Below are 16,042 nucleotides of genomic sequence, written 5' to 3'. Positions count from 1 at the left end.
TGTTAGCCGTTTCCAATGTTCTTTGGGAATAGACATCGCTCCGAATAGTTGGGGGGTGTCCCAACCATATTCTAAATGCTGTTTGTATCGTTGTATGATCGGCTCACAATTAACCGGTTCAGTTTTCGAGACACCAATGTGTATCGTATGCTTACCCACACCAATTTTATTTTTGCAGTGCTCTTTTGCCGCCTCTAATGCTTTTTCATCTGTCTCATAAACGGCCTTTGCCCAACCTGTTGCATTCCCAATACGCCAACTGTATAGATTGCTGGCGTCTGGTAAATCTTTATTAAGATTAAAACTGTCCATTGGTTTAGCTCCAAAAATTAGGCATGCCTAATTTCTAACGTAAATACACTTCAGTAATATCACCACGGAAATGCCCCAGCTCTTGAGCAACGATGTCTCTTGCACTGTCATGATCTACATTGAATTTAAGCTTGATTTCATCAATGCGTTCCTGAGCATAACGATGTCGTACACCGTGAAGACCATGAGAAAATGTTAATGCGCGTTGACTGGCGCGAGTAAATGAAGAGGACAGGGCGTTACCGCCACCAATATCATAGCGTTGAAGATAGTTAATCCCTCTGTCCATTTTGGTTTGTGGTTGTTCGTGCCTTCTGCCTTCTAATTCCTTTGCCAAGTCATTTGAAATAAGCACTTCTCTTGTTAAACCCCCCTTCCCTGTCACAAGATAAACAGTACCATCCCGCCCAGCGAACCGGTCTTCTGTCCATGTTCTTGATGTTGTTTTTGTACCTTCATCTGCACGTTTGAGCGTTAATAATTCATGAGCTCTAAGGCCTGCATTGTGCGCTATCTTTACTGCAAGCGCGTTTCTATCTGTCATAGATTTGGTGATGTTGTTTATTTGCTCAGTGCTGTAAGCGCGTGAGCTTAAAACCTGTTCTGAAACAGCTTTTAGCCGTGGAATTTCAACACCAAGGGCAATAGATAATGCTTTTCTGTCTCTGTCTAATGCCTTTTGAGAAGCAAAATTGTCTCGTTTTAAACCTAAATATTGTTCTGCGTTATCAGGCGTGATTTGCTTGATCCGCTGAACATTCATATCTTCCGCTATCTTAGCTAACGCCAATACTGTTTCGTTAGCAGAGCGTAATGATTGCAAAGATTTATAGTTCCCTGGGACTGTTTTTGAACCGGCATTACCACCTTTTTTGCTGTCAGTATTGAAGGCTGTTTTTGAGCGAATTACAGCTGCTGCCTGTTGTCTTAGAGATTTTTTTGCCATAGAAACTACCCTTCAGATTGGTCGCTTGTTAGTTCCTTTTCGATACGACGATACGACGATCTGACTCCATCTGCTGTCATTTTTACGCGCTTACATTGACGCAACCACAGGGCGATATCTTCAAAGGAAAAACCAAATTCTTCCTTTAATCTTTTTGCTTCAGCAAAGTATTTCCTTAATTTTGAGCGCGAGAAATTACGCTTCTTACGCCTCTGTTTGATGTCTTCTTTTAACTTTAAAATTTCTTCCGCCTCTACCGCTAATACGTCTTTGGAGGCCTTTGTAGTTGGTTTCATAAGCGTTCACATATACCGTTCAAACTATGCGTTCATGATAGCCTTAAAAATGCCGTTCGTAAACACCGTGCAACATGCTATAATTATAGAGGTATTTATGCGTTCAGGAAAAGCACGATAGCTTTTCCGTGCGCCTTTTGCGCTAAAGCTCACGAACCCAGCCGCTCTAGGTTGGCGCGATAGCGCAACCTAGAGCGGCTGGGCCGCCAAAAAAGGAGGGGCTATTGCTCGTGATGCCCCTCCCAACGGGCGGGTGAGCGACGGGCTTGCGTAGCAAGGCCGATGAACCGTAAAACCTCGATGGTTTTTAAGGTTCACGCATGCCGCAGGCATGCAGCGCAAAAGGCGTAATGGAACTTGTTACATGAAGCCGTAGGTAAAGAGAGAGCGAGTTATCCAGCATATCCACGCGCATCGGAGAGCTTTCTTTTACTCGTAGATTTAGTGTGGGTATGTGGGTAACTCGCTCTTCCTTATTTTGCGCGGCAAAAAATATCCACAGGTGCAGACCTGGTGAAAAAGAAGTTGATACCAGGTAAAAAATGTGCCAATGTTTCAGTACCTAACCAATGCTGTTAGGTTTCAAAAAAGGCGAGGGTTTTACCTCTGCCTGTTACACGTAAAGAGGAAATGAAAATGTTACAAACTCAATATTTAGATCAAGACTTAATCGCAGATTTCAATTCACTGCTTTCTGGCACTCAGAAAGTGCTTGCTAATTTGTATCAAAAAATTGTTAGGAAAAATTCTATGCATCCAGACGTATTGAAGCCGTTTGGTGATGGATGGGTTGCGCCTACAACAGCGGAACTGGCTGAGTTCAAAAATGCTGTGGGTTGGTCCACCAATGAGCTCGCGCAGCTTGCCGATGTGAGCCCCAAACATCTACGAACCTATTTTACTGACCGTAACTACGTTAAAGGCAAACGTATCCAGTACACGACTTGGCGCTTATGGCTTGAAAGCTTTGGCGTAGCAACGCCAGTAAAGCTTGAGCCTCAAAAGCCTTTCCTTCGTTCTCGTATCTTTAGCCATGACGCTAAGGAATGGGTAAAGCCTAATATCTCGGAAGTGCGCGTTCTTGCAACTCGCTCAGGTATGTCAGATTCGGCTATTGCTCGAATTCTTGGTATGGAAGAGCCATTGGTAAAGCACTTGTTGCATAGCCACAAGGCGCAGCCTACCAATCCTTTCCACGTTACACATGAACAGTGGATGGATTTATTGGATAAGGGCGGTATTCGTTCTCTGCATGAGTATATAGAGGCCCCTAAGCTGCCTCCTGAGACGTTATTGCCGTTAGGTGAGGGTTTTGAGCCTCCTAAACCCAAAGTCCTTCGACAATTCATTGCATGGACTGGCTACACAGCTGAACAGCTGGCCGCGCAATTTGGAGTGGAAGAGTCAAAGTTAAAGTTTTTCACCACGAACCGTTCAGCGCGTAGCCATGATGTCACTATCGATGAGCGTGTGTTCGGTGTTGAAAATTGGCGAGCGCCTACGTTTGTAGAGTTGCGAACCTTTATGAATATCTTGTCACTTGATCCAATGGAAATCGCACATCGATTGAAGTTTGGTAATCAAGAAATGAAGGTTGCGTTAGCAACCAGGGATAATGAAGCATGGAAAAAAGAGCCAATGGAAATATCGCAAGATGTTTGGTTTAAGCTCTTGGACTCACTTCGCATCTTTAATACGGACAAGATTAACAAGCTTACTGAACGTGAAGGTCGTGCATACCACATTCACTACAGTACCTGGCGCTTAATGCTGCAAGCATTTGGCATTGTTGAACCCCTGAAGCTAGAGAGAAAGTTAAGCGAAAAATAAAATTTAGCTTTCACTCTGCCCCTGAGTCGTTAGGAGCAGTTTTAGTGATTAAAGATATTATTGATGAGTTCCATGATCATCGGCTGGCTGGTGAGCATGAAAAGGCTATGGAGTCTATTAAGATTCTGAAGTCGCGCTATTCCTTTTCTGAAGATGAAATTGTTACCGCGCTGGTTAACGAAGATTTTTTGGAAGGTGAATGTGTGGAATATTTGAAGGCGCATTCACAAAAGGGGGTAAAAGAGTAAATGTAGGTTGCGGTGTGACCGTGGGAACAGCCACACCGCTTCATCCATGAAATATTGGGTTTTTACATACTCCTTGGCACAGAGGCCGGTTGCGGTCAGCTCGAAAGCGCCCTTCTTTTTCTTTCTGGTAAATGACCAGAGGCATATATCCCTTTAATTGTACGCGATAGAACGAATAAGGGCGATAGTAATAAGCAGAGGAAAATTAGGCATGCCTAATTCAAACGAACAAAAAAGCGAACACAATAGTCGGTTTTATGGCTTTGTAATGGCCTACTACCGTAATGATCCTTACTTGATGTTAGATAAGTTCGCCTCACAAATTGCTGATAAAGCAAAAGAAGTGTCAATTGATTGGTATGAATCAAGAGCTAACGTAACGTTGTCTGGTGAGGTAATCAAAGGCCGTGATGTTGCCGGTCTTGAAAAAGCAGATAACAACAGAATTTCAATCATTGGTTTTGAAAATACTCATACCTGGGAGGTAAATGGGGAGAGCTATACCATCAAATACCCTTCTGTGCGCTTTAATAACTTCCGTAAGCACTTTCCAGAACCTGTGCTTTTTGATGGTTATAAAGCCTTGATGGACGAATATGATTCATATCGCGGCGGGTCCAGGGTATCGAGAGTGAAACCGGATAATACTCGACGAAATGAGTATCTGAAGAATGCAGAAAAGAGAAGAGAAGAGGAAAGGGCCTTAAAAGCTGAAGCTGTTAATAAAGATTTTCGGTGGTTGAAAATGATGTCAAAGCTTCAAGCCCCTTGCCCATACTTCGCTAAAAAAGGTGTTGCTGATTTATTCCAGTGGGTTGAGCTCTTTACTGGTGAAACCACAATGGGAAAGCTGGTTGGGCAGTTTACGGCGTTGAAGTTGGTTGAGCTCGCGCAATGGAAATTCAAGGGTATCCAGCGCATCTATCCGGAACTGGGTGCTAAAACGTTTCGTAAGGGGTTGGATACATCGGGTGCATGCTTCCCTGTGCCGTGCCGTCCACCTATTAATGGTGAGGATATTTATGTCATGGAAGCCCCAGCTGATGCGGGGATGTCATATAAGCTCACTGAGGCCTACAGCGTTGCTGCTATGTATGCTGATAACATCCCGCATATTGTCGCTGTGTTACGTGAAATGTGTCCCGACTCTGCAATTATTCTGGTGGCAGACAATGATCAGTATGGTGATGCGCCTAATAAGGGCGTAGAAGTTTGTGAAACAACACTTCGAGCGACACCAGGTAAGACGTTCATGATCATTCCTCAGTTTGATGAAGTGGCGAAGCAAAATAAATATAAAGATCTAACCGATTATGTGGCAGCGTATGGCGGGGAAAAAGGTAGAGCGCTACTGAAATCCTTTCAGGGCGTAGCCTGTAAGTAGTTATTCACTGGGTTGTCCACTGAAATAGTGGATAACTTTCGAGTGTTATGGGCAAGTCAATAATTTTAACTTTTAAAAGTGAGTAATAACAATGGGGTTGAATCGGTTGGATGGTAAAGAGTTCGGTAAGCTTATCGTTACTCGAAGAGCCAGAGGCGAGGAACTTAGTCACTTATCGGAATCTTCAAAAAAGAAGGCGCATTGGTTATGTAACTGTCATTGTGGAACTAAAGACAAGGTTGTTCAAGGTGCAAATTTAGTGTCTGGTAGGATTATCTCATGTGGATGTGTAGCTGCAAAAAAAGCTGCGAAGCGTGCTCGGGAAAGGTTTGAAATAGATGATTCAAGTTATATAGACTATGAGACGGAAGGATTTTAATAAATTAGGCATGCCTAATTTTATAGGTGTTGACCAGGTGGATCACAGGGGCTAAACTAATAATTCTTATAGCTGTTTTCACAGCATGAAAAAAACAGGCGCTTTCGAGCTGCCTTCAACACGTAAAGAGGAAATCCTATGTATATCATCGATATGATACAGTCTATGTTCACGTCTGCCGTTTCTATCTCTGTTTTGCTTTATGTTTGGTACAAGTTTCGCCAAGCTCGCAATATGAAATATGAAGTGACTCGCGCACATTTTGGCTAGTCGATAAATAACCCAGTTTTACTGGGTTTTTTTACGCCTAAAACTCCTGACAAGTAACAGGGGTTTTTCCGGCACTTCCCCCCTAGATATCTGTTTTAATTTATCTCATACAGTTGATGGAGAGTAATGGGATGAAACAAGAACGTGTACAGATATTAAAGCAAGCGCTAAGCGCGTTAAAGCGTCAAGCTGAAGTTGTTACTAAGTCATATCCGGATTTACCTGAACGCCTACCTGACAGAGAAGAACTGGTTGAAGCTCAACGAGCGTTAAAAGCTGTAGGTTCAGTTGCCCAAGAGGTAGTGCATTGCTCCTATTCCCTAAACATTCCCATTCCTAGCTTGTCTGAAGAGCAAATGTTAGCGTGGTTTGAGCCTTCAGATGTTGGATTTACTTCATGAGTTATGCATCAGAAGACCAAAAAAACAGCATAGAGCCAGTGCATGTTCAGCTGTCTAAAGGTAAAAGAGTCGTATGTTCGATAACTATGGATTTTACTAAAGCATTACGCCATTATTCCGATAGTCCAGAAGCGGCATATAAATTGCTATGCGAGTACGCCAGTCATACAAGGTTGGAGGATGGTACTTTGCTTGATTTAGATCACGTTGTTGAACTGAAAAGGTTCGTTAACCCTAAATAAATAGACAATAATTCTAAAATCCATACTATTTTCATGATTTAGTAGTATGGTTATTGCTGAAAATAGCCAGAGGTACAATTACTAACAACGCAATCCTGGCTTACAATAACGGAATAAAAGAAGTGAATATGGCGCTATGAGCGAGAGAGTTACAGATGAGTGAAGTCAAAGTCAGATTTGAATCTGACAATTTTAATAAAACAGTGGAGTACATACGCCAGTATAAGCTTGATGATATAGATGAGGAACACCGGCCCAATCTGGAAGAATATCTACAGAGTGAAGTTAAAAAACTTGTAGAAGGTGATCTTGGTCGTTGGTGCAAAAAAGACTATGGCTATTTTGAGCATCTATGCCACCACCCAATTCAGGGGATAGCATGTTTGTATATAATTGGTGATGACCCCAAAGTCTCGGTACGAGAGTTTACGGTAGGGGTTCAAAACAAAGGCTTTGAGGGGAATATAGTAGCTTGTCTTTATACCTACTTAGTTTGACCGGTAACGATTTAGATAAAAAGAAAAAGGGCTCATGCATGAGCCCTTTTTTTTGAAGTACGAAGTATTGTTCTATTGTAAGCTCTTCTAACCACAGTCGCTTCGCGATAAGCACGATAACGCCCAAGTATGTAAAGTCCTACACCGGCAATTACGCCACACTTAAACAATACGCCGATTAATTCAATTAACGCCAATACATTTTCCATTTTTGTCTCCAAGTCACCAGTGGGTTTCCGCTGGACGCTTATGAAAACGCCCACTGAAAACCCACTGGAAGAGACAATGTAAATGCTGGCTTGCGGTCAGCTCGAAAGCGCCCTTCTTTTTCAATTAGCCGATGGCTAAATAATGTATTAATTATGGCATTTTTTGATGAGTTTGGTAAACTTCTTTTATAGGCCGTATAGTATGGTTTATAAAAAAGACGTTATGGAGTATTAAATGACTGATAATACAGTTCAGTGTCCTTTTTGTGACACGCAATCAAAATTCGGTGTTCGTGTGTGTACGGGCTGTCAGGCGACTATTGTGTATGGTGCAACTCAAACAGAGCTAACTAACACATTGAAGCAAACTGGTTTCGGGGTATTCGCTATTGCTATGCTGGTCTTGTTTATGGGACCTACTTTATTAAATGGTCAGTTTGGTTGGTCTATCGCCCCAATGTTTGGGACTGGGTTGTGGTCCTTGGGGATAGCCGGTGCGCTTGCTGTGTGGCTGGGGTTTCGTGCCAGCAATTCATTAGAAACGTCGATGCGCGGTCAAGTACGTTACTTCAGACAAATGGCTAACGTGTAGTTTCCAGGTGGCTTAGTGATGACTGAAGAGCAAAAAAAATACCTCGAAAAAATTAAGAAGCTTCTGAACCTAGCTAAGTCGCCTAATCCTAATGAGGCAGCTGTAGCTTTATCAAGAGCTCAAGCGATGATGCGTAAGCATGGCTTTGAAATTGGTGATGTCATGTTGAGTGAAGTTGGTTCAACAACGACATTGGTAGATAAAATTAATCCTCCTAGCTGGGTTCTGAAATTGCTAAAAGCAGTAGATGATGCATTCGGTGTGACTCATGTTCTGACCGAAGAGTATGATGATGTTTCATGGAAGCGAAGAGGGGCTGTAATGTTCATTGGCATTATGCCAAACGATGAGATTGCTTCGTATTGTTTCAACGTTCTATACCGTCAGTTAATGACAGATAGAAAGGTGTTCATTGCTGGCCTTCATAAAAACTGCAAGAAGGCCACGAAGACTAATCGAGCTGATTGGTATTGTTTAGGATGGATCTCAGAAGTTAGTTCAAAGGTGCAGCCGCTTGTTGTGGCAACTGAACAAAAAGGCCTGATCAAGAGCTGGAAAGAAAAAAACCTTAATATAACGACCTATCAAGCGCGGCAAGCTAAGGACGATAAACGAGCGATTGATGCTTATTTGAATGGTAAGCGTGACGGGGCTGGGGTATCTATTCATGCCGGTGTTGCGGGTCAAGAATCGCCTAAATTGGCCTATATAGAGTAGGAGAGGATAATGTTAGTTTATGCGATAGGGTTGCTGTTTGTACTTTGTGTGTCTTTTACGTGCTTACGGATTGCTGCGATTAAACAAGGTTATTCAAAAGTAACAAGGGTGTTCATACTGGCCGTGAATTCTGGTGCATGGGTCCTGATATTCTGGCTTCAATTTGAATCAGTTAATATTTGGATTAGTGGTTTAATTTCTATTTTATGCTTTGAATGCGCCCTTTGGATTTCTTCAAAAGCTGAAGCTCGTTATCTACAGGTAGGGCAGTAATTATATGGAAAGGCAAATTTATCCCACTTCAAAAATTAAGGTCGGGGCAGTGTTGTACGGCGCAATGGGGTATGAGTGGGAAGGTCGAATAATACTGGATATCAATGAATGGGTTGTTCGCTCTATACAAAAAAAACGCGGTAGCCAAACAAGGTATGGTCGCGCACTATCTCAAGCTTTCCGCAACGATGATGTATATGTAAATATCACCGAGAAAGTAAAGGATATAACCTGGGGGAAACGTTCTAAGAAAAACGGTGATTATGGTTGGCTGTCCTCAATTTCTCAGCAACATCGTCAAAATTTCAAAGTGGGTGAGCGATTGCCTTACGGCATATACACAACCAAACTGGCCGCGCTTAAACATGCATTGAAGAGTGAGCAGGAATCAGTTAAATGGTATGAAGATAAACTATCTAAAGGCGTTGATGATGCCGATGTATCTATCTACCAAGAGGAACTTGAAGAGGCTAAGAGGATAGTTAAGGTGATCAAGGCGAGGATTACCAAAGAGCGAAATAAAACCCCCTAAAACCTACCCTTGTTTTTTCCCTCCTAAAGAAAATCACTTTGATATGGTTGCTCCTGAATTTACAAATTAGGCATGCCTAATCGAAAGAGGATATCCATATGCGAAGTTATCAAGGCTCTAGCAGCAATAAAAACACCCCTTTACCGGCTAACTGGTCAAGCATTGAGGCTTATGACCTTCATCTGATACAGCATGCTATCGACCGTGCTGTTAAGGATGGCAAGGTTGTAGTGTTAACCGGTGATAGTGGAGTAGGTAAATCATTTTTGGCAAATAAAATCTGTCCCGACTCTTTATTGGAAGAAACCGCTATCCGAAAAGCGATGCTTCACGATAAGCCAATTTCTTCAAATGCAATTCCTATCGCAACCAAAGGGGAGCTTGTAATTGATGAAGCTCAATTACTTTGTCCAGAATCAGACTGGAACAACTTCATAAACGTTATTAAGACACATGAAATGAAGGTTCTGGTTGTTACACAGGAGGCCAGTGATTTACCACAAGCGTTCCTGACTTCTCCGGACGTGGTTAAAGTTCATATCACAAAACCTATTTATAAATAATTTGTTATTAGCTTAGGGAGTGACAACGTGCGATTAAGGCGGGAAAAAGCGTGTAGTGCCTGTGGTCAATACGGCGGAACGCTGTTTGTCCATCAGGGAATGCACCTTTTATCCCCTGATTTCCCGTAAGGGAAAAATCCCCGTTGTTGAGCGACCATTGCTTTTAGAGAATACCAATGTCTTTAGATCAGTATCTTACTAACGTTCAAAGGGAACGCATGACCTTTAATGAAGGTTTATCGGCAGCAAGGGAATACGTAGAGGGTCGAGGTGGTAAATGCGAAGAAAAAACTGTGGATGGGAATAAATTCTATATTCTCACACTGGGACAAGATGAAGCATTTTGCTTTCAGTTATATCCAGATATAGATCGTTTCTATTTTGAAACATGATGGGCTGGTGAGTGATTATGAAATTCTCAGGATTAGGCATGCCTAATTTTAGGACCTCTATGATGTGAGCTTTTTTGTATCGAGCATAGTTATAAATATCTATGATGGCCACAAAATGTAATCGAAAAGGAACATCCCTTAGTGGTACAGAAAACCCCCTAAAAGTTCCCCTAGTTTTCCCCAGTGCCTGTATTCAACATTAAGTTATGGTGTGTTAAGTGATAAACAAAAAAGAGGTTGAAATGAGTATAAAAACTGCATTGGTAAGAACGATGGAAGGCGAGGCGAAAAGTCAATTTGTAGGGGTGTTCTTTTATACAAATATTGATGAGCTCATACTTGCTGTTGATGAGACTGTAGACCCCTCTGTATGCGAGTATTTGCCAGGTAAGATTGAAGGGGCAGCAGGGTTCAACATGGGTGGAGATTTTTCGCATGCTGATGAGAAAAACCTTCGAGATTACCTAAATGGTAATTATGGGGAAGAGGAAGAGCCACCTAAGTTCCCATTGGACTCGATAGAATTTGAAGGGTTTACTGGGGACTTATCCCAAATATTTATTAATGGGATGCATCGAGAAAAATGGAAAAGATTTGCCTGATATCAGGAATTGATAGTGCAGAAAAAGACACCGTTGAGTGTCTTTTTCTCGTTTAAGAGCAGAGAAAAGTTACTACTAGCTACTTCTACTTACTAGCAGTTACTAGCAGTTACTAGCAATTAATGAGGAAAGTTATGATCCACAAAGAAATGGATATTAATGAATTAATGGAGCTCGTTTATATGCTTCAACAAAGAGTGGATGAACTTTGGGAGGCGTTCATAAAGAACGTTATCGAAGGGAAGGGTTCTGAATACGAACTTGAATGTATATATGCGTGTTTAAGGTTAGGTGAAAAAATTGGGTTTAGACCATCACCGGTTATTTGATGAAAGGGTAAGTGATTATGGAATTTGAATTTATAAATGTTGATGAAAGCATTAGCGCTTTGAGTAATTCAGAGTTAACCGATTTTTTGGTGAAGTCTTGGCAAGGCGCTAAATCAAAAAGAGCTTTAAGCGAAGAATTTAAAGTGGAGCTACCCAATAAGCATATAAAAAGTTTATACCCCGATGTTGTTGTTCCAGGGCGGCTTTGTGTTAACTGCGGTTCAAAAATGATTTCCGATGTTGGTTACTTGGTAAAAATGGTAAAGCCTAAATCACCAATATCAGAGCGAATTACAATAGACAATATCAGATGCTCATCATGTAATCACAATGAACGCTTTAAAGGTTTAGACCTAAAAGAAAATTGGCTCAATTGTTCGTGCGATGCTTGCATGAAGGCGTTAGCACTTCAGAATGAAGAAGGGACCAAACTTGTTGAAAATGTCATCGCTATGAAAGTTGGGACCGATTCATGGGCTAATAATCCGTTACATAAGTTAAGTAATAGCCAGTTGGCGCTTTTGGTGATGAGAACAACTTACAGGCAAGCCAGGGGGAGAGGGAGGCCTTTCTATAATGAAGGCCGCGCTGATTGGTTGGATAATATGGACACTGCTTTTGGTTCTATTGTGGATCTTGAACAAGATAAATGGCATTGGAAGTTTAATTATACAAATAGTCAGAGGGAAGCGGTCAATATGGTGGCTTTACAGATCTTGCGTCACAGAGCCAAAGAGAAACCTTATCTATTTCGGTTGCTTGTAACGTATGCGATGTTGGCAAGTCTGTTTAATTATTTAGTAGAGATAAATGGGGAACTTAAACGGATTACTTCAAGTTACGAGTACGCAAGTGAAAGTGAAATTGAGTTGGTAGAAAGGTATACAGATTTATGCATGCTGATTGTTCAAAACTACAGTGTTTGTAGGGGCTATAGCTTTTTTAATAAGCATAAGAAGAAATTTGCTGAAGCTGACTCGGTTGCTAAGTCCTACGAGGCCTGTGGCTATCTACACAATAAGCTGGAAGAAAGTATAGTTGAGGGTGGTACGTTCTCTCCCGTACTAAGAGAATGGCTATATCAGCCGAATCTGTTTGTATATTTCGTTATGGAATGTGTAGCGGGATTGAAAAACGATGACTGGTTTGATGCGCCAATAGAGAAGTTGTTAAACGCTTGGGAAAAGGGTATCTAAATACCCTTTTTTTAATTACATTTTTGCCGGTACTAGGGTTGTAGTTTTTTCTATCGTTTGTATTACCGGCCTCCATGCAATGCGTTTGGCAAACTCGAACGAATCTGAAAACAAAACCTTCGTGTAAATTTCTGTGTTGGCCTGCGAAGCATGGCCTAACCATCCCTGCAATATTTTGAGCGGTGTGAAGTGCAGTACGGCATTCACAGCGTAACTGTGCCTGAAGACGTGAGGGCTTAGGTGAACCTGAAAAGGTCCATATTGCGCTTCGTAGTTCGATACCGCTTCATCGACCCAGCGATTGATTGTCCGTCTAGTGATCCCAAAAAATCGCCGGTTATCCGGTAAACGTTCTGTCACCATGTAGGACTGAAGCCGTGCCACAAATTGAACGTCAGTGATTGGGATCTGGCGTAGTGGCAAATTACCCAGCGTATCCGAATCGTTCAGGCGCTTTCGTCGCCTTTTGGTTTGGTCCGGTGTTCTGCGTTTGAGCGTTGGCATATTCACATAGCTACTCTGCCCGTTAAACACAAAATGCCTGGGGGTGAGTAATAAGAGCTCACTGACCCGACACCCTAACATCCACATCATTTCAAAGGCCATGCGCCGGTTTGCGTTAAGTTCACTATCAATCAAGCCGGTGATTTCGGGCATCAGCAAATAAGCTGGCATTGAATCGTTCGCTTGGATCACTTCAGCGCGGGTTTTCATCAGGTAATGCCAATTGATGTCCACAATGGGGCCGTCAGCGGCAATTTGAAGGCTAGGGGACGCGCTAACAAGGTGTTTTGAGTGCATTGTTTATAAACCTGGCAAAATGGGCAATAAAACCATTATCTGTCCGTAAAAGTGGGTAAACAAGTATATTGTGACATTGTGAGTTGGTAAAAATACGTTCTGGCATTGATGAAAATGCATGGAAGCCAGTAAAAATAAGGGTAAGAGGGGGAGATCACAAAATATAGTTAACTGTGACATTGTTGTTCTAAAACAATAAGCATAGATAAATACGTCTATGCCAGATCGAGTGAAAAGTTTTGTGATAATATAGTAAGGGCAGTTGGTTGAGTATTCGGCCATTAATCAAACTGGGCGCTTATAGCTGCCCCCTAAACGTAAAGAGGAAAATGTATGTTAGATGTTACTTTTGAGTATTTAGAAATGGTTCATCCTGAACTTCTTTTGGTTGCAATTGGGTTGATAGTGGTTTGGGCTGCTGTATTGATCGTTTTTAAGTTTAAGAATTGGCTTAAAAAGCGTATCGGTGAAATGCAGTGTAATCGAGGCATTCATGATTTTGTGCCTTTGATTGGTTTTACAAACAATTGTAATAATGCATCTGGAAAGTGTTCTCGATGCGGTGAATCGGGTATGGCTGAACGTTCTGAACGGGTATATCACGATTAAATAAAAGCTTCCTTCGGGAAGCTTTTTTGTTCCACTGAAAACCCCTGTTCATTTAGGGTAGTTTTCTCCCCTGGCAATAGAGCTAAGTTTGATATCGTCAGGCTATGTTAAATAGCTTCGGTAAAACACAATGACCGGTGAGTTGTGTAATGAATGTGGCAGTGAGCTTTATGGTCCTTTAAGTGAGCATAGCGAAATATGCCGTGGGCTCATTCTCGCGAAGGAAAAACACGGTCCAATACTGACTTCCTATAAAGCTAGAAAAAAAGCTAAGCAGGAGGCGTATACACGCTTATTTGAGGCTAATACAGCCCTTGAGAAAGGGCAGGCCTATAGAAGTGTTTTATGGATGTATTTCAGTCGCTCGGTTGTTTCCTGGGGGGAGCGTGCCGATTTGCATCCAGACTTTAAAACATTCGCTGAAGTGATGGTTCACAATGATCTGAAAGCGTCATATGTGGATGAAGATATGGTATCTGTGCTTGCTGATGAATTCACTCCGAAGGCTTCAGATAAAATGCGTTCCGGTGATCTGTTCTGGAATATGTATTAGGGGGAGCTATGTATATATCGATGAGAAAGTTGACGGAAATTTTTGATAATGGCTATTTCAGTCTGTCACTGATTTTCATTGTTATCGGTTCCTGTTTAGTTTCACTTTTCCTTTTTGCGCCGGTCGCTACTAAATTCTCCTTAATTGAAGATTACCGTATCATTTGTTTCATTGTTGGTGCAGGGGCTTTGTCCGTTGGAATGATGTTTGGGTGTGTTGGTGTTTATGTCGATGAGCGACCTAAAGTTAAACTCAGAGTTAAAGTGCTTTATTTTGCAGCTGCGGGGGTGGCTGTGGGATACGTCAGCGAATACCTTATTAATTACTATGTTTGAGTAGTATGTTCCCGCCAAAGCCTCGTTAGAGGCTTTTTTTATACCTGGTACATGGTATATTGAAGTTTCTATATCGGCCATCGGCCACAAACAAAACAGGCGCTTACGAGCTGCCTTCAACACGTAAAGAGGAACTATCATGGATAATTTAACGTTAAAGAACGGGCAAACAGCGACATTTCTTTATGTGGACTTTTGGAGTAGACCAGTGTACCAACTTGAAAACGGTATTAAAGTCTGCTGCGTCAATCTCAATGGTACGTACTTGCATACTATGAGTGAGGATTACGAAGAGCCTCAGAGTCCACTAAAAGACGAATATCAACCTGTATAACCCGTTTGCTAGGTATGCCAAATTAGGCATGCCTAATTTTAATGGGCGCTTTCGAGCTGCCCTTTCTACGTAAAGAGGAAAAATATGTCTGCAAATAAACAGGCCTTTATCAAGCTATTCAAAGAAACCGCACGTTATCACCATCGCTACGAAGTATTTAGGGATGTGATCACCTGTCAGGCGTATGCGCTACACAATGCCGTTGCTTTCAGCCAAGAGGTTGAAGAAGACTATTTACGCATTGCTAAGCGGTACGATAAAGAAGATATGAAGCGTATGGCGCAACTGATGGGCTATGTCATCATGGGGCTGGAAGAAAAGCCCTGTGACTTTCTTGGCTCATTGTTTATGGAGTTGGAGCTTGGCAGTTCGCAGATCGGCCAGTTTTTCATAATGTCATCTACGTTTTTATCGAGCAAATGCCACCTAAAAACTGCCGCCTAAACTGTTACCTATATTTGGCTAAGAACTACCTTTAATATCATCTCAGTAAATCACTTTTCGAGTACGTTCAAGAATTAGCGGATCTCCCTTGCTAAAATTGAGGCTGCCTTTAACAATACTTCTCGCTCCTCAGATATTTCTTCCAACCTAGATTCCAGCTTTTTCATTAAGAACTTACTCTTTGAGTTGTTTTTCTCTTCCCTTTTTAACTTTATCCACCGATACAGGGTACTTGAGGAAATACCCAGCTCACTAGCTACTTCAGGAACTCGTTTTTCACTTTTCATTATTTTTTTAATCGCCAGATCTTTTGTATCTTGCGCATATGGCTTATTCACAGAGTGTTACTCATCATTAAACTTAGTATTCCTAAGTATACATGATAGGATAAAACTTAGAGAATCTAAGTATTATAAATTTACTTATGAATATTCATTGGAATTCATTAACCCATTGCCATACAGGCTTAAAGAAGCTCGGCTACGATCAAAACTTTCTCAGAAGTCGCTGGGAATTAAGATTGGTCTTGATCCCAGTTCGGCGAGTGGGCGTATGAACCATTATGAAAAAGGTAGGCATACTCCGGATTTACAAACTTTAAAACGAATAGCTGAAGAGCTGGATGTGCCGCTTAATTATTTCTTTTGCGAAACGGAGGAAATGGCCAATTTTGTGGTTATGTTGCATCAATTACCAAAAGAAAAAAGAGATAAGATCCTTGCAATAATGAGTGAAGAAATTGACTCGAAAGTCTAA

The 16,042-nt window shown here is 41.7% G+C and carries 25 protein-coding genes; 19 read left to right on the top strand and 6 right to left on the bottom strand.

Annotated features, from left to right (window positions below; translation table 11 throughout):
- The 3 genes from PSH41_RS17480 to PSH41_RS17470 form a co-directional block, all read right to left on the bottom strand.
- The coding region (locus tag PSH41_RS17480) for a hypothetical protein (protein WP_273633953.1) at positions 1-312 on the bottom strand (312 nt) is incomplete at its 3' end.
- A gap of 34 nt (positions 313-346) precedes the next feature.
- Entirely contained in the window at positions 347-1,258 is a 912-nt protein-coding gene (locus PSH41_RS17475; protein WP_273589658.1) for a site-specific integrase, read from the bottom strand.
- A 5-nt stretch (positions 1,259-1,263) separates the two neighbouring features.
- Entirely contained in the window at positions 1,264-1,554 is a 291-nt protein-coding gene (locus PSH41_RS17470) for a hypothetical protein (RefSeq protein WP_273589659.1), read from the bottom strand.
- Positions 1,555-2,190: 636 nt separating this feature from the next.
- Between PSH41_RS17470 and PSH41_RS17465 the strand changes: the two genes are divergently transcribed.
- The 6 genes from PSH41_RS17465 to PSH41_RS17440 all read left to right on the top strand — a co-directional run bounded on the left by PSH41_RS17465 (position 2,191) and on the right by PSH41_RS17440 (position 6,805).
- On the top strand, positions 2,191-3,384 hold the full coding sequence (locus tag PSH41_RS17465) for a hypothetical protein (RefSeq protein ID WP_273589660.1): 1,194 nt from the start codon (positions 2,191-2,193) through the stop codon (positions 3,382-3,384).
- 44 nt (positions 3,385-3,428) lie between these two features.
- Positions 3,429-3,632 carry a hypothetical protein gene (locus PSH41_RS17460; RefSeq protein WP_273589661.1) on the top strand — a complete coding sequence of 68 codons (204 nt, stop codon included), beginning with the start codon at positions 3,429-3,431 and terminating at the stop codon, positions 3,630-3,632.
- 211 nt (positions 3,633-3,843) lie between these two features.
- Positions 3,844-5,016: a hypothetical protein gene (locus PSH41_RS17455; protein ID WP_273589662.1), complete on the top strand. Its 1,173-nt coding sequence runs from the start codon at positions 3,844-3,846 to the stop codon at positions 5,014-5,016.
- Between the two features lie 780 nt (positions 5,017-5,796).
- The gene (locus PSH41_RS17450) at positions 5,797-6,066 is read left to right on the top strand and encodes a hypothetical protein (protein WP_273589663.1); all 270 of its coding nucleotides are present in this window, start codon (positions 5,797-5,799) and stop codon (positions 6,064-6,066) included.
- Positions 6,063-6,308: a hypothetical protein gene (locus PSH41_RS17445; protein ID WP_273589664.1), complete on the top strand. Its 246-nt coding sequence runs from the start codon at positions 6,063-6,065 to the stop codon at positions 6,306-6,308. The genes PSH41_RS17450 and PSH41_RS17445 overlap by 4 nt, the downstream gene beginning before the upstream one ends.
- Before the next feature lie 155 nt (positions 6,309-6,463).
- A complete protein-coding gene (locus PSH41_RS17440; protein ID WP_273589665.1) occupies positions 6,464-6,805 on the top strand; it encodes a hypothetical protein in 342 nt (113 codons plus the stop codon).
- A 32-nt stretch (positions 6,806-6,837) separates the two neighbouring features.
- Here the strand turns inward: PSH41_RS17440 and PSH41_RS17435 are convergent, their stop codons facing one another.
- Positions 6,838-7,014 carry a hypothetical protein gene (locus tag PSH41_RS17435; RefSeq protein ID WP_273589563.1) on the bottom strand — a complete coding sequence of 59 codons (177 nt, stop codon included), beginning with the start codon at positions 7,012-7,014 and terminating at the stop codon, positions 6,838-6,840.
- 235 nt (positions 7,015-7,249) lie between these two features.
- Here PSH41_RS17435 and PSH41_RS17430 point away from each other — a divergent pair, with 235 nt between their 5' ends.
- The 8 genes from PSH41_RS17430 to PSH41_RS17395 all read left to right on the top strand — a co-directional run bounded on the left by PSH41_RS17430 (position 7,250) and on the right by PSH41_RS17395 (position 12,210).
- Entirely contained in the window at positions 7,250-7,606 is a 357-nt protein-coding gene (locus PSH41_RS17430; RefSeq protein ID WP_273589564.1) for a hypothetical protein, read from the top strand.
- A gap of 18 nt (positions 7,607-7,624) precedes the next feature.
- Positions 7,625-8,323 (top strand): DUF2786 domain-containing protein, encoded by a 699-nt coding sequence (locus PSH41_RS17425; protein ID WP_273589565.1) that lies wholly within the window; start codon positions 7,625-7,627, stop codon positions 8,321-8,323.
- Positions 8,324-8,600: 277 nt separating this feature from the next.
- Positions 8,601-9,128 carry a hypothetical protein gene (locus PSH41_RS17420; protein ID WP_273589566.1) on the top strand — a complete coding sequence of 176 codons (528 nt, stop codon included), beginning with the start codon at positions 8,601-8,603 and terminating at the stop codon, positions 9,126-9,128.
- 98 nt (positions 9,129-9,226) lie between these two features.
- Positions 9,227-9,691, top strand: a complete 465-nt coding sequence (locus tag PSH41_RS17415) for a hypothetical protein (protein WP_273589567.1) — start codon at positions 9,227-9,229, stop codon at positions 9,689-9,691.
- A gap of 176 nt (positions 9,692-9,867) precedes the next feature.
- Entirely contained in the window at positions 9,868-10,083 is a 216-nt protein-coding gene (locus PSH41_RS17410) for a hypothetical protein (protein WP_273589568.1), read from the top strand.
- 218 nt (positions 10,084-10,301) lie between these two features.
- Entirely contained in the window at positions 10,302-10,685 is a 384-nt protein-coding gene (locus PSH41_RS17405; protein WP_273589569.1) for a hypothetical protein, read from the top strand.
- Positions 10,686-10,819: 134 nt separating this feature from the next.
- On the top strand, positions 10,820-11,014 hold the full coding sequence (locus PSH41_RS17400; RefSeq protein WP_273590071.1) for a hypothetical protein: 195 nt from the start codon (positions 10,820-10,822) through the stop codon (positions 11,012-11,014).
- Positions 11,015-11,031: 17 nt separating this feature from the next.
- Entirely contained in the window at positions 11,032-12,210 is a 1,179-nt protein-coding gene (locus PSH41_RS17395; protein WP_273589570.1) for a hypothetical protein, read from the top strand.
- 15 nt (positions 12,211-12,225) lie between these two features.
- On the opposite strand, the gene PSH41_RS17390 is transcribed toward PSH41_RS17395, so the two are convergent.
- The gene (locus tag PSH41_RS17390; RefSeq protein WP_273589571.1) at positions 12,226-13,011 is read right to left on the bottom strand and encodes a tyrosine-type recombinase/integrase; all 786 of its coding nucleotides are present in this window, start codon (positions 13,009-13,011) and stop codon (positions 12,226-12,228) included.
- 333 nt (positions 13,012-13,344) lie between these two features.
- Here PSH41_RS17390 and PSH41_RS17385 point away from each other — a divergent pair, with 333 nt between their 5' ends.
- From PSH41_RS17385 to PSH41_RS17370, 4 genes are all read left to right on the top strand, one after another.
- Entirely contained in the window at positions 13,345-13,620 is a 276-nt protein-coding gene (locus PSH41_RS17385) for a hypothetical protein (RefSeq protein WP_273589572.1), read from the top strand.
- 130 nt (positions 13,621-13,750) lie between these two features.
- The gene (locus PSH41_RS17380; RefSeq protein ID WP_273589573.1) at positions 13,751-14,173 is read left to right on the top strand and encodes a hypothetical protein; all 423 of its coding nucleotides are present in this window, start codon (positions 13,751-13,753) and stop codon (positions 14,171-14,173) included.
- A gap of 8 nt (positions 14,174-14,181) precedes the next feature.
- Positions 14,182-14,508, top strand: coding sequence for a hypothetical protein (locus tag PSH41_RS17375; RefSeq protein WP_273589574.1), 327 nt, complete (start codon positions 14,182-14,184; stop codon positions 14,506-14,508).
- 418 nt (positions 14,509-14,926) lie between these two features.
- Complete coding sequence (locus tag PSH41_RS17370) at positions 14,927-15,286, top strand: hypothetical protein (protein ID WP_273589575.1); 360 nt, start codon at positions 14,927-14,929, stop codon at positions 15,284-15,286.
- A 74-nt stretch (positions 15,287-15,360) separates the two neighbouring features.
- Here the strand turns inward: PSH41_RS17370 and PSH41_RS17365 are convergent, their stop codons facing one another.
- Complete coding sequence (locus PSH41_RS17365) at positions 15,361-15,624, bottom strand: transposase (RefSeq protein ID WP_273589576.1); 264 nt, start codon at positions 15,622-15,624, stop codon at positions 15,361-15,363.
- 97 nt (positions 15,625-15,721) lie between these two features.
- Between PSH41_RS17365 and PSH41_RS17360 the strand changes: the two genes are divergently transcribed.
- A complete protein-coding gene (locus PSH41_RS17360) occupies positions 15,722-16,042 on the top strand; it encodes a helix-turn-helix domain-containing protein (RefSeq protein ID WP_273589577.1) in 321 nt (106 codons plus the stop codon).

The sequence above is a fragment of the Pseudoalteromonas sp. CST2 genome (assembly GCF_028599385.1).
Classification (GTDB): Bacteria; Pseudomonadota; Gammaproteobacteria; order Enterobacterales; family Alteromonadaceae; genus Pseudoalteromonas; species Pseudoalteromonas atlantica.
This window is presented reverse-complemented; position numbering and strand designations above follow the sequence as displayed.

What these genes read in the sequence shown, in the direction of transcription:
- PSH41_RS17415 (WP_273589567.1), top strand. Translation starts at nt 9,227, where the DNA reads ATGCGAAGTTATCAAGGCTCTAGCAGCAATAAAAACACCCCTTTACCG.
- PSH41_RS17440 (WP_273589665.1), top strand. Translation starts at nt 6,464, where the DNA reads ATGAGTGAAGTCAAAGTCAGATTTGAATCTGACAATTTTAATAAAACA.
- PSH41_RS17465 (WP_273589660.1), top strand. Translation starts at nt 2,191, where the DNA reads ATGTTACAAACTCAATATTTAGATCAAGACTTAATCGCAGATTTCAAT.
- PSH41_RS17385 (WP_273589572.1), top strand. Translation starts at nt 13,345, where the DNA reads ATGTTAGATGTTACTTTTGAGTATTTAGAAATGGTTCATCCTGAACTT.
- PSH41_RS17450 (WP_273589663.1), top strand. Translation starts at nt 5,797, where the DNA reads ATGAAACAAGAACGTGTACAGATATTAAAGCAAGCGCTAAGCGCGTTA.
- PSH41_RS17430 (WP_273589564.1), top strand. Translation starts at nt 7,250, where the DNA reads ATGACTGATAATACAGTTCAGTGTCCTTTTTGTGACACGCAATCAAAA.
- PSH41_RS17395 (WP_273589570.1), top strand. Translation starts at nt 11,032, where the DNA reads ATGGAATTTGAATTTATAAATGTTGATGAAAGCATTAGCGCTTTGAGT.
- PSH41_RS17425 (WP_273589565.1), top strand. Translation starts at nt 7,625, where the DNA reads ATGACTGAAGAGCAAAAAAAATACCTCGAAAAAATTAAGAAGCTTCTG.
- PSH41_RS17410 (WP_273589568.1), top strand. Translation starts at nt 9,868, where the DNA reads ATGTCTTTAGATCAGTATCTTACTAACGTTCAAAGGGAACGCATGACC.
- PSH41_RS17445 (WP_273589664.1), top strand. Translation starts at nt 6,063, where the DNA reads ATGAGTTATGCATCAGAAGACCAAAAAAACAGCATAGAGCCAGTGCAT.
- PSH41_RS17420 (WP_273589566.1), top strand. Translation starts at nt 8,601, where the DNA reads ATGGAAAGGCAAATTTATCCCACTTCAAAAATTAAGGTCGGGGCAGTG.
- PSH41_RS17400 (WP_273590071.1), top strand. Translation starts at nt 10,820, where the DNA reads ATGATCCACAAAGAAATGGATATTAATGAATTAATGGAGCTCGTTTAT.
- PSH41_RS17475 (WP_273589658.1), bottom strand. Translation starts at nt 1,258, where the DNA reads ATGGCAAAAAAATCTCTAAGACAACAGGCAGCAGCTGTAATTCGCTCA.
- PSH41_RS17375 (WP_273589574.1), top strand. Translation starts at nt 14,182, where the DNA reads ATGTATATATCGATGAGAAAGTTGACGGAAATTTTTGATAATGGCTAT.
- PSH41_RS17435 (WP_273589563.1), bottom strand. Translation starts at nt 7,014, where the DNA reads ATGGAAAATGTATTGGCGTTAATTGAATTAATCGGCGTATTGTTTAAG.
- PSH41_RS17470 (WP_273589659.1), bottom strand. Translation starts at nt 1,554, where the DNA reads ATGAAACCAACTACAAAGGCCTCCAAAGACGTATTAGCGGTAGAGGCG.
- PSH41_RS17455 (WP_273589662.1), top strand. Translation starts at nt 3,844, where the DNA reads ATGCCTAATTCAAACGAACAAAAAAGCGAACACAATAGTCGGTTTTAT.
- PSH41_RS17370 (WP_273589575.1), top strand. Translation starts at nt 14,927, where the DNA reads ATGTCTGCAAATAAACAGGCCTTTATCAAGCTATTCAAAGAAACCGCA.
- PSH41_RS17380 (WP_273589573.1), top strand. Translation starts at nt 13,751, where the DNA reads ATGACCGGTGAGTTGTGTAATGAATGTGGCAGTGAGCTTTATGGTCCT.
- PSH41_RS17390 (WP_273589571.1), bottom strand. Translation starts at nt 13,011, where the DNA reads ATGCACTCAAAACACCTTGTTAGCGCGTCCCCTAGCCTTCAAATTGCC.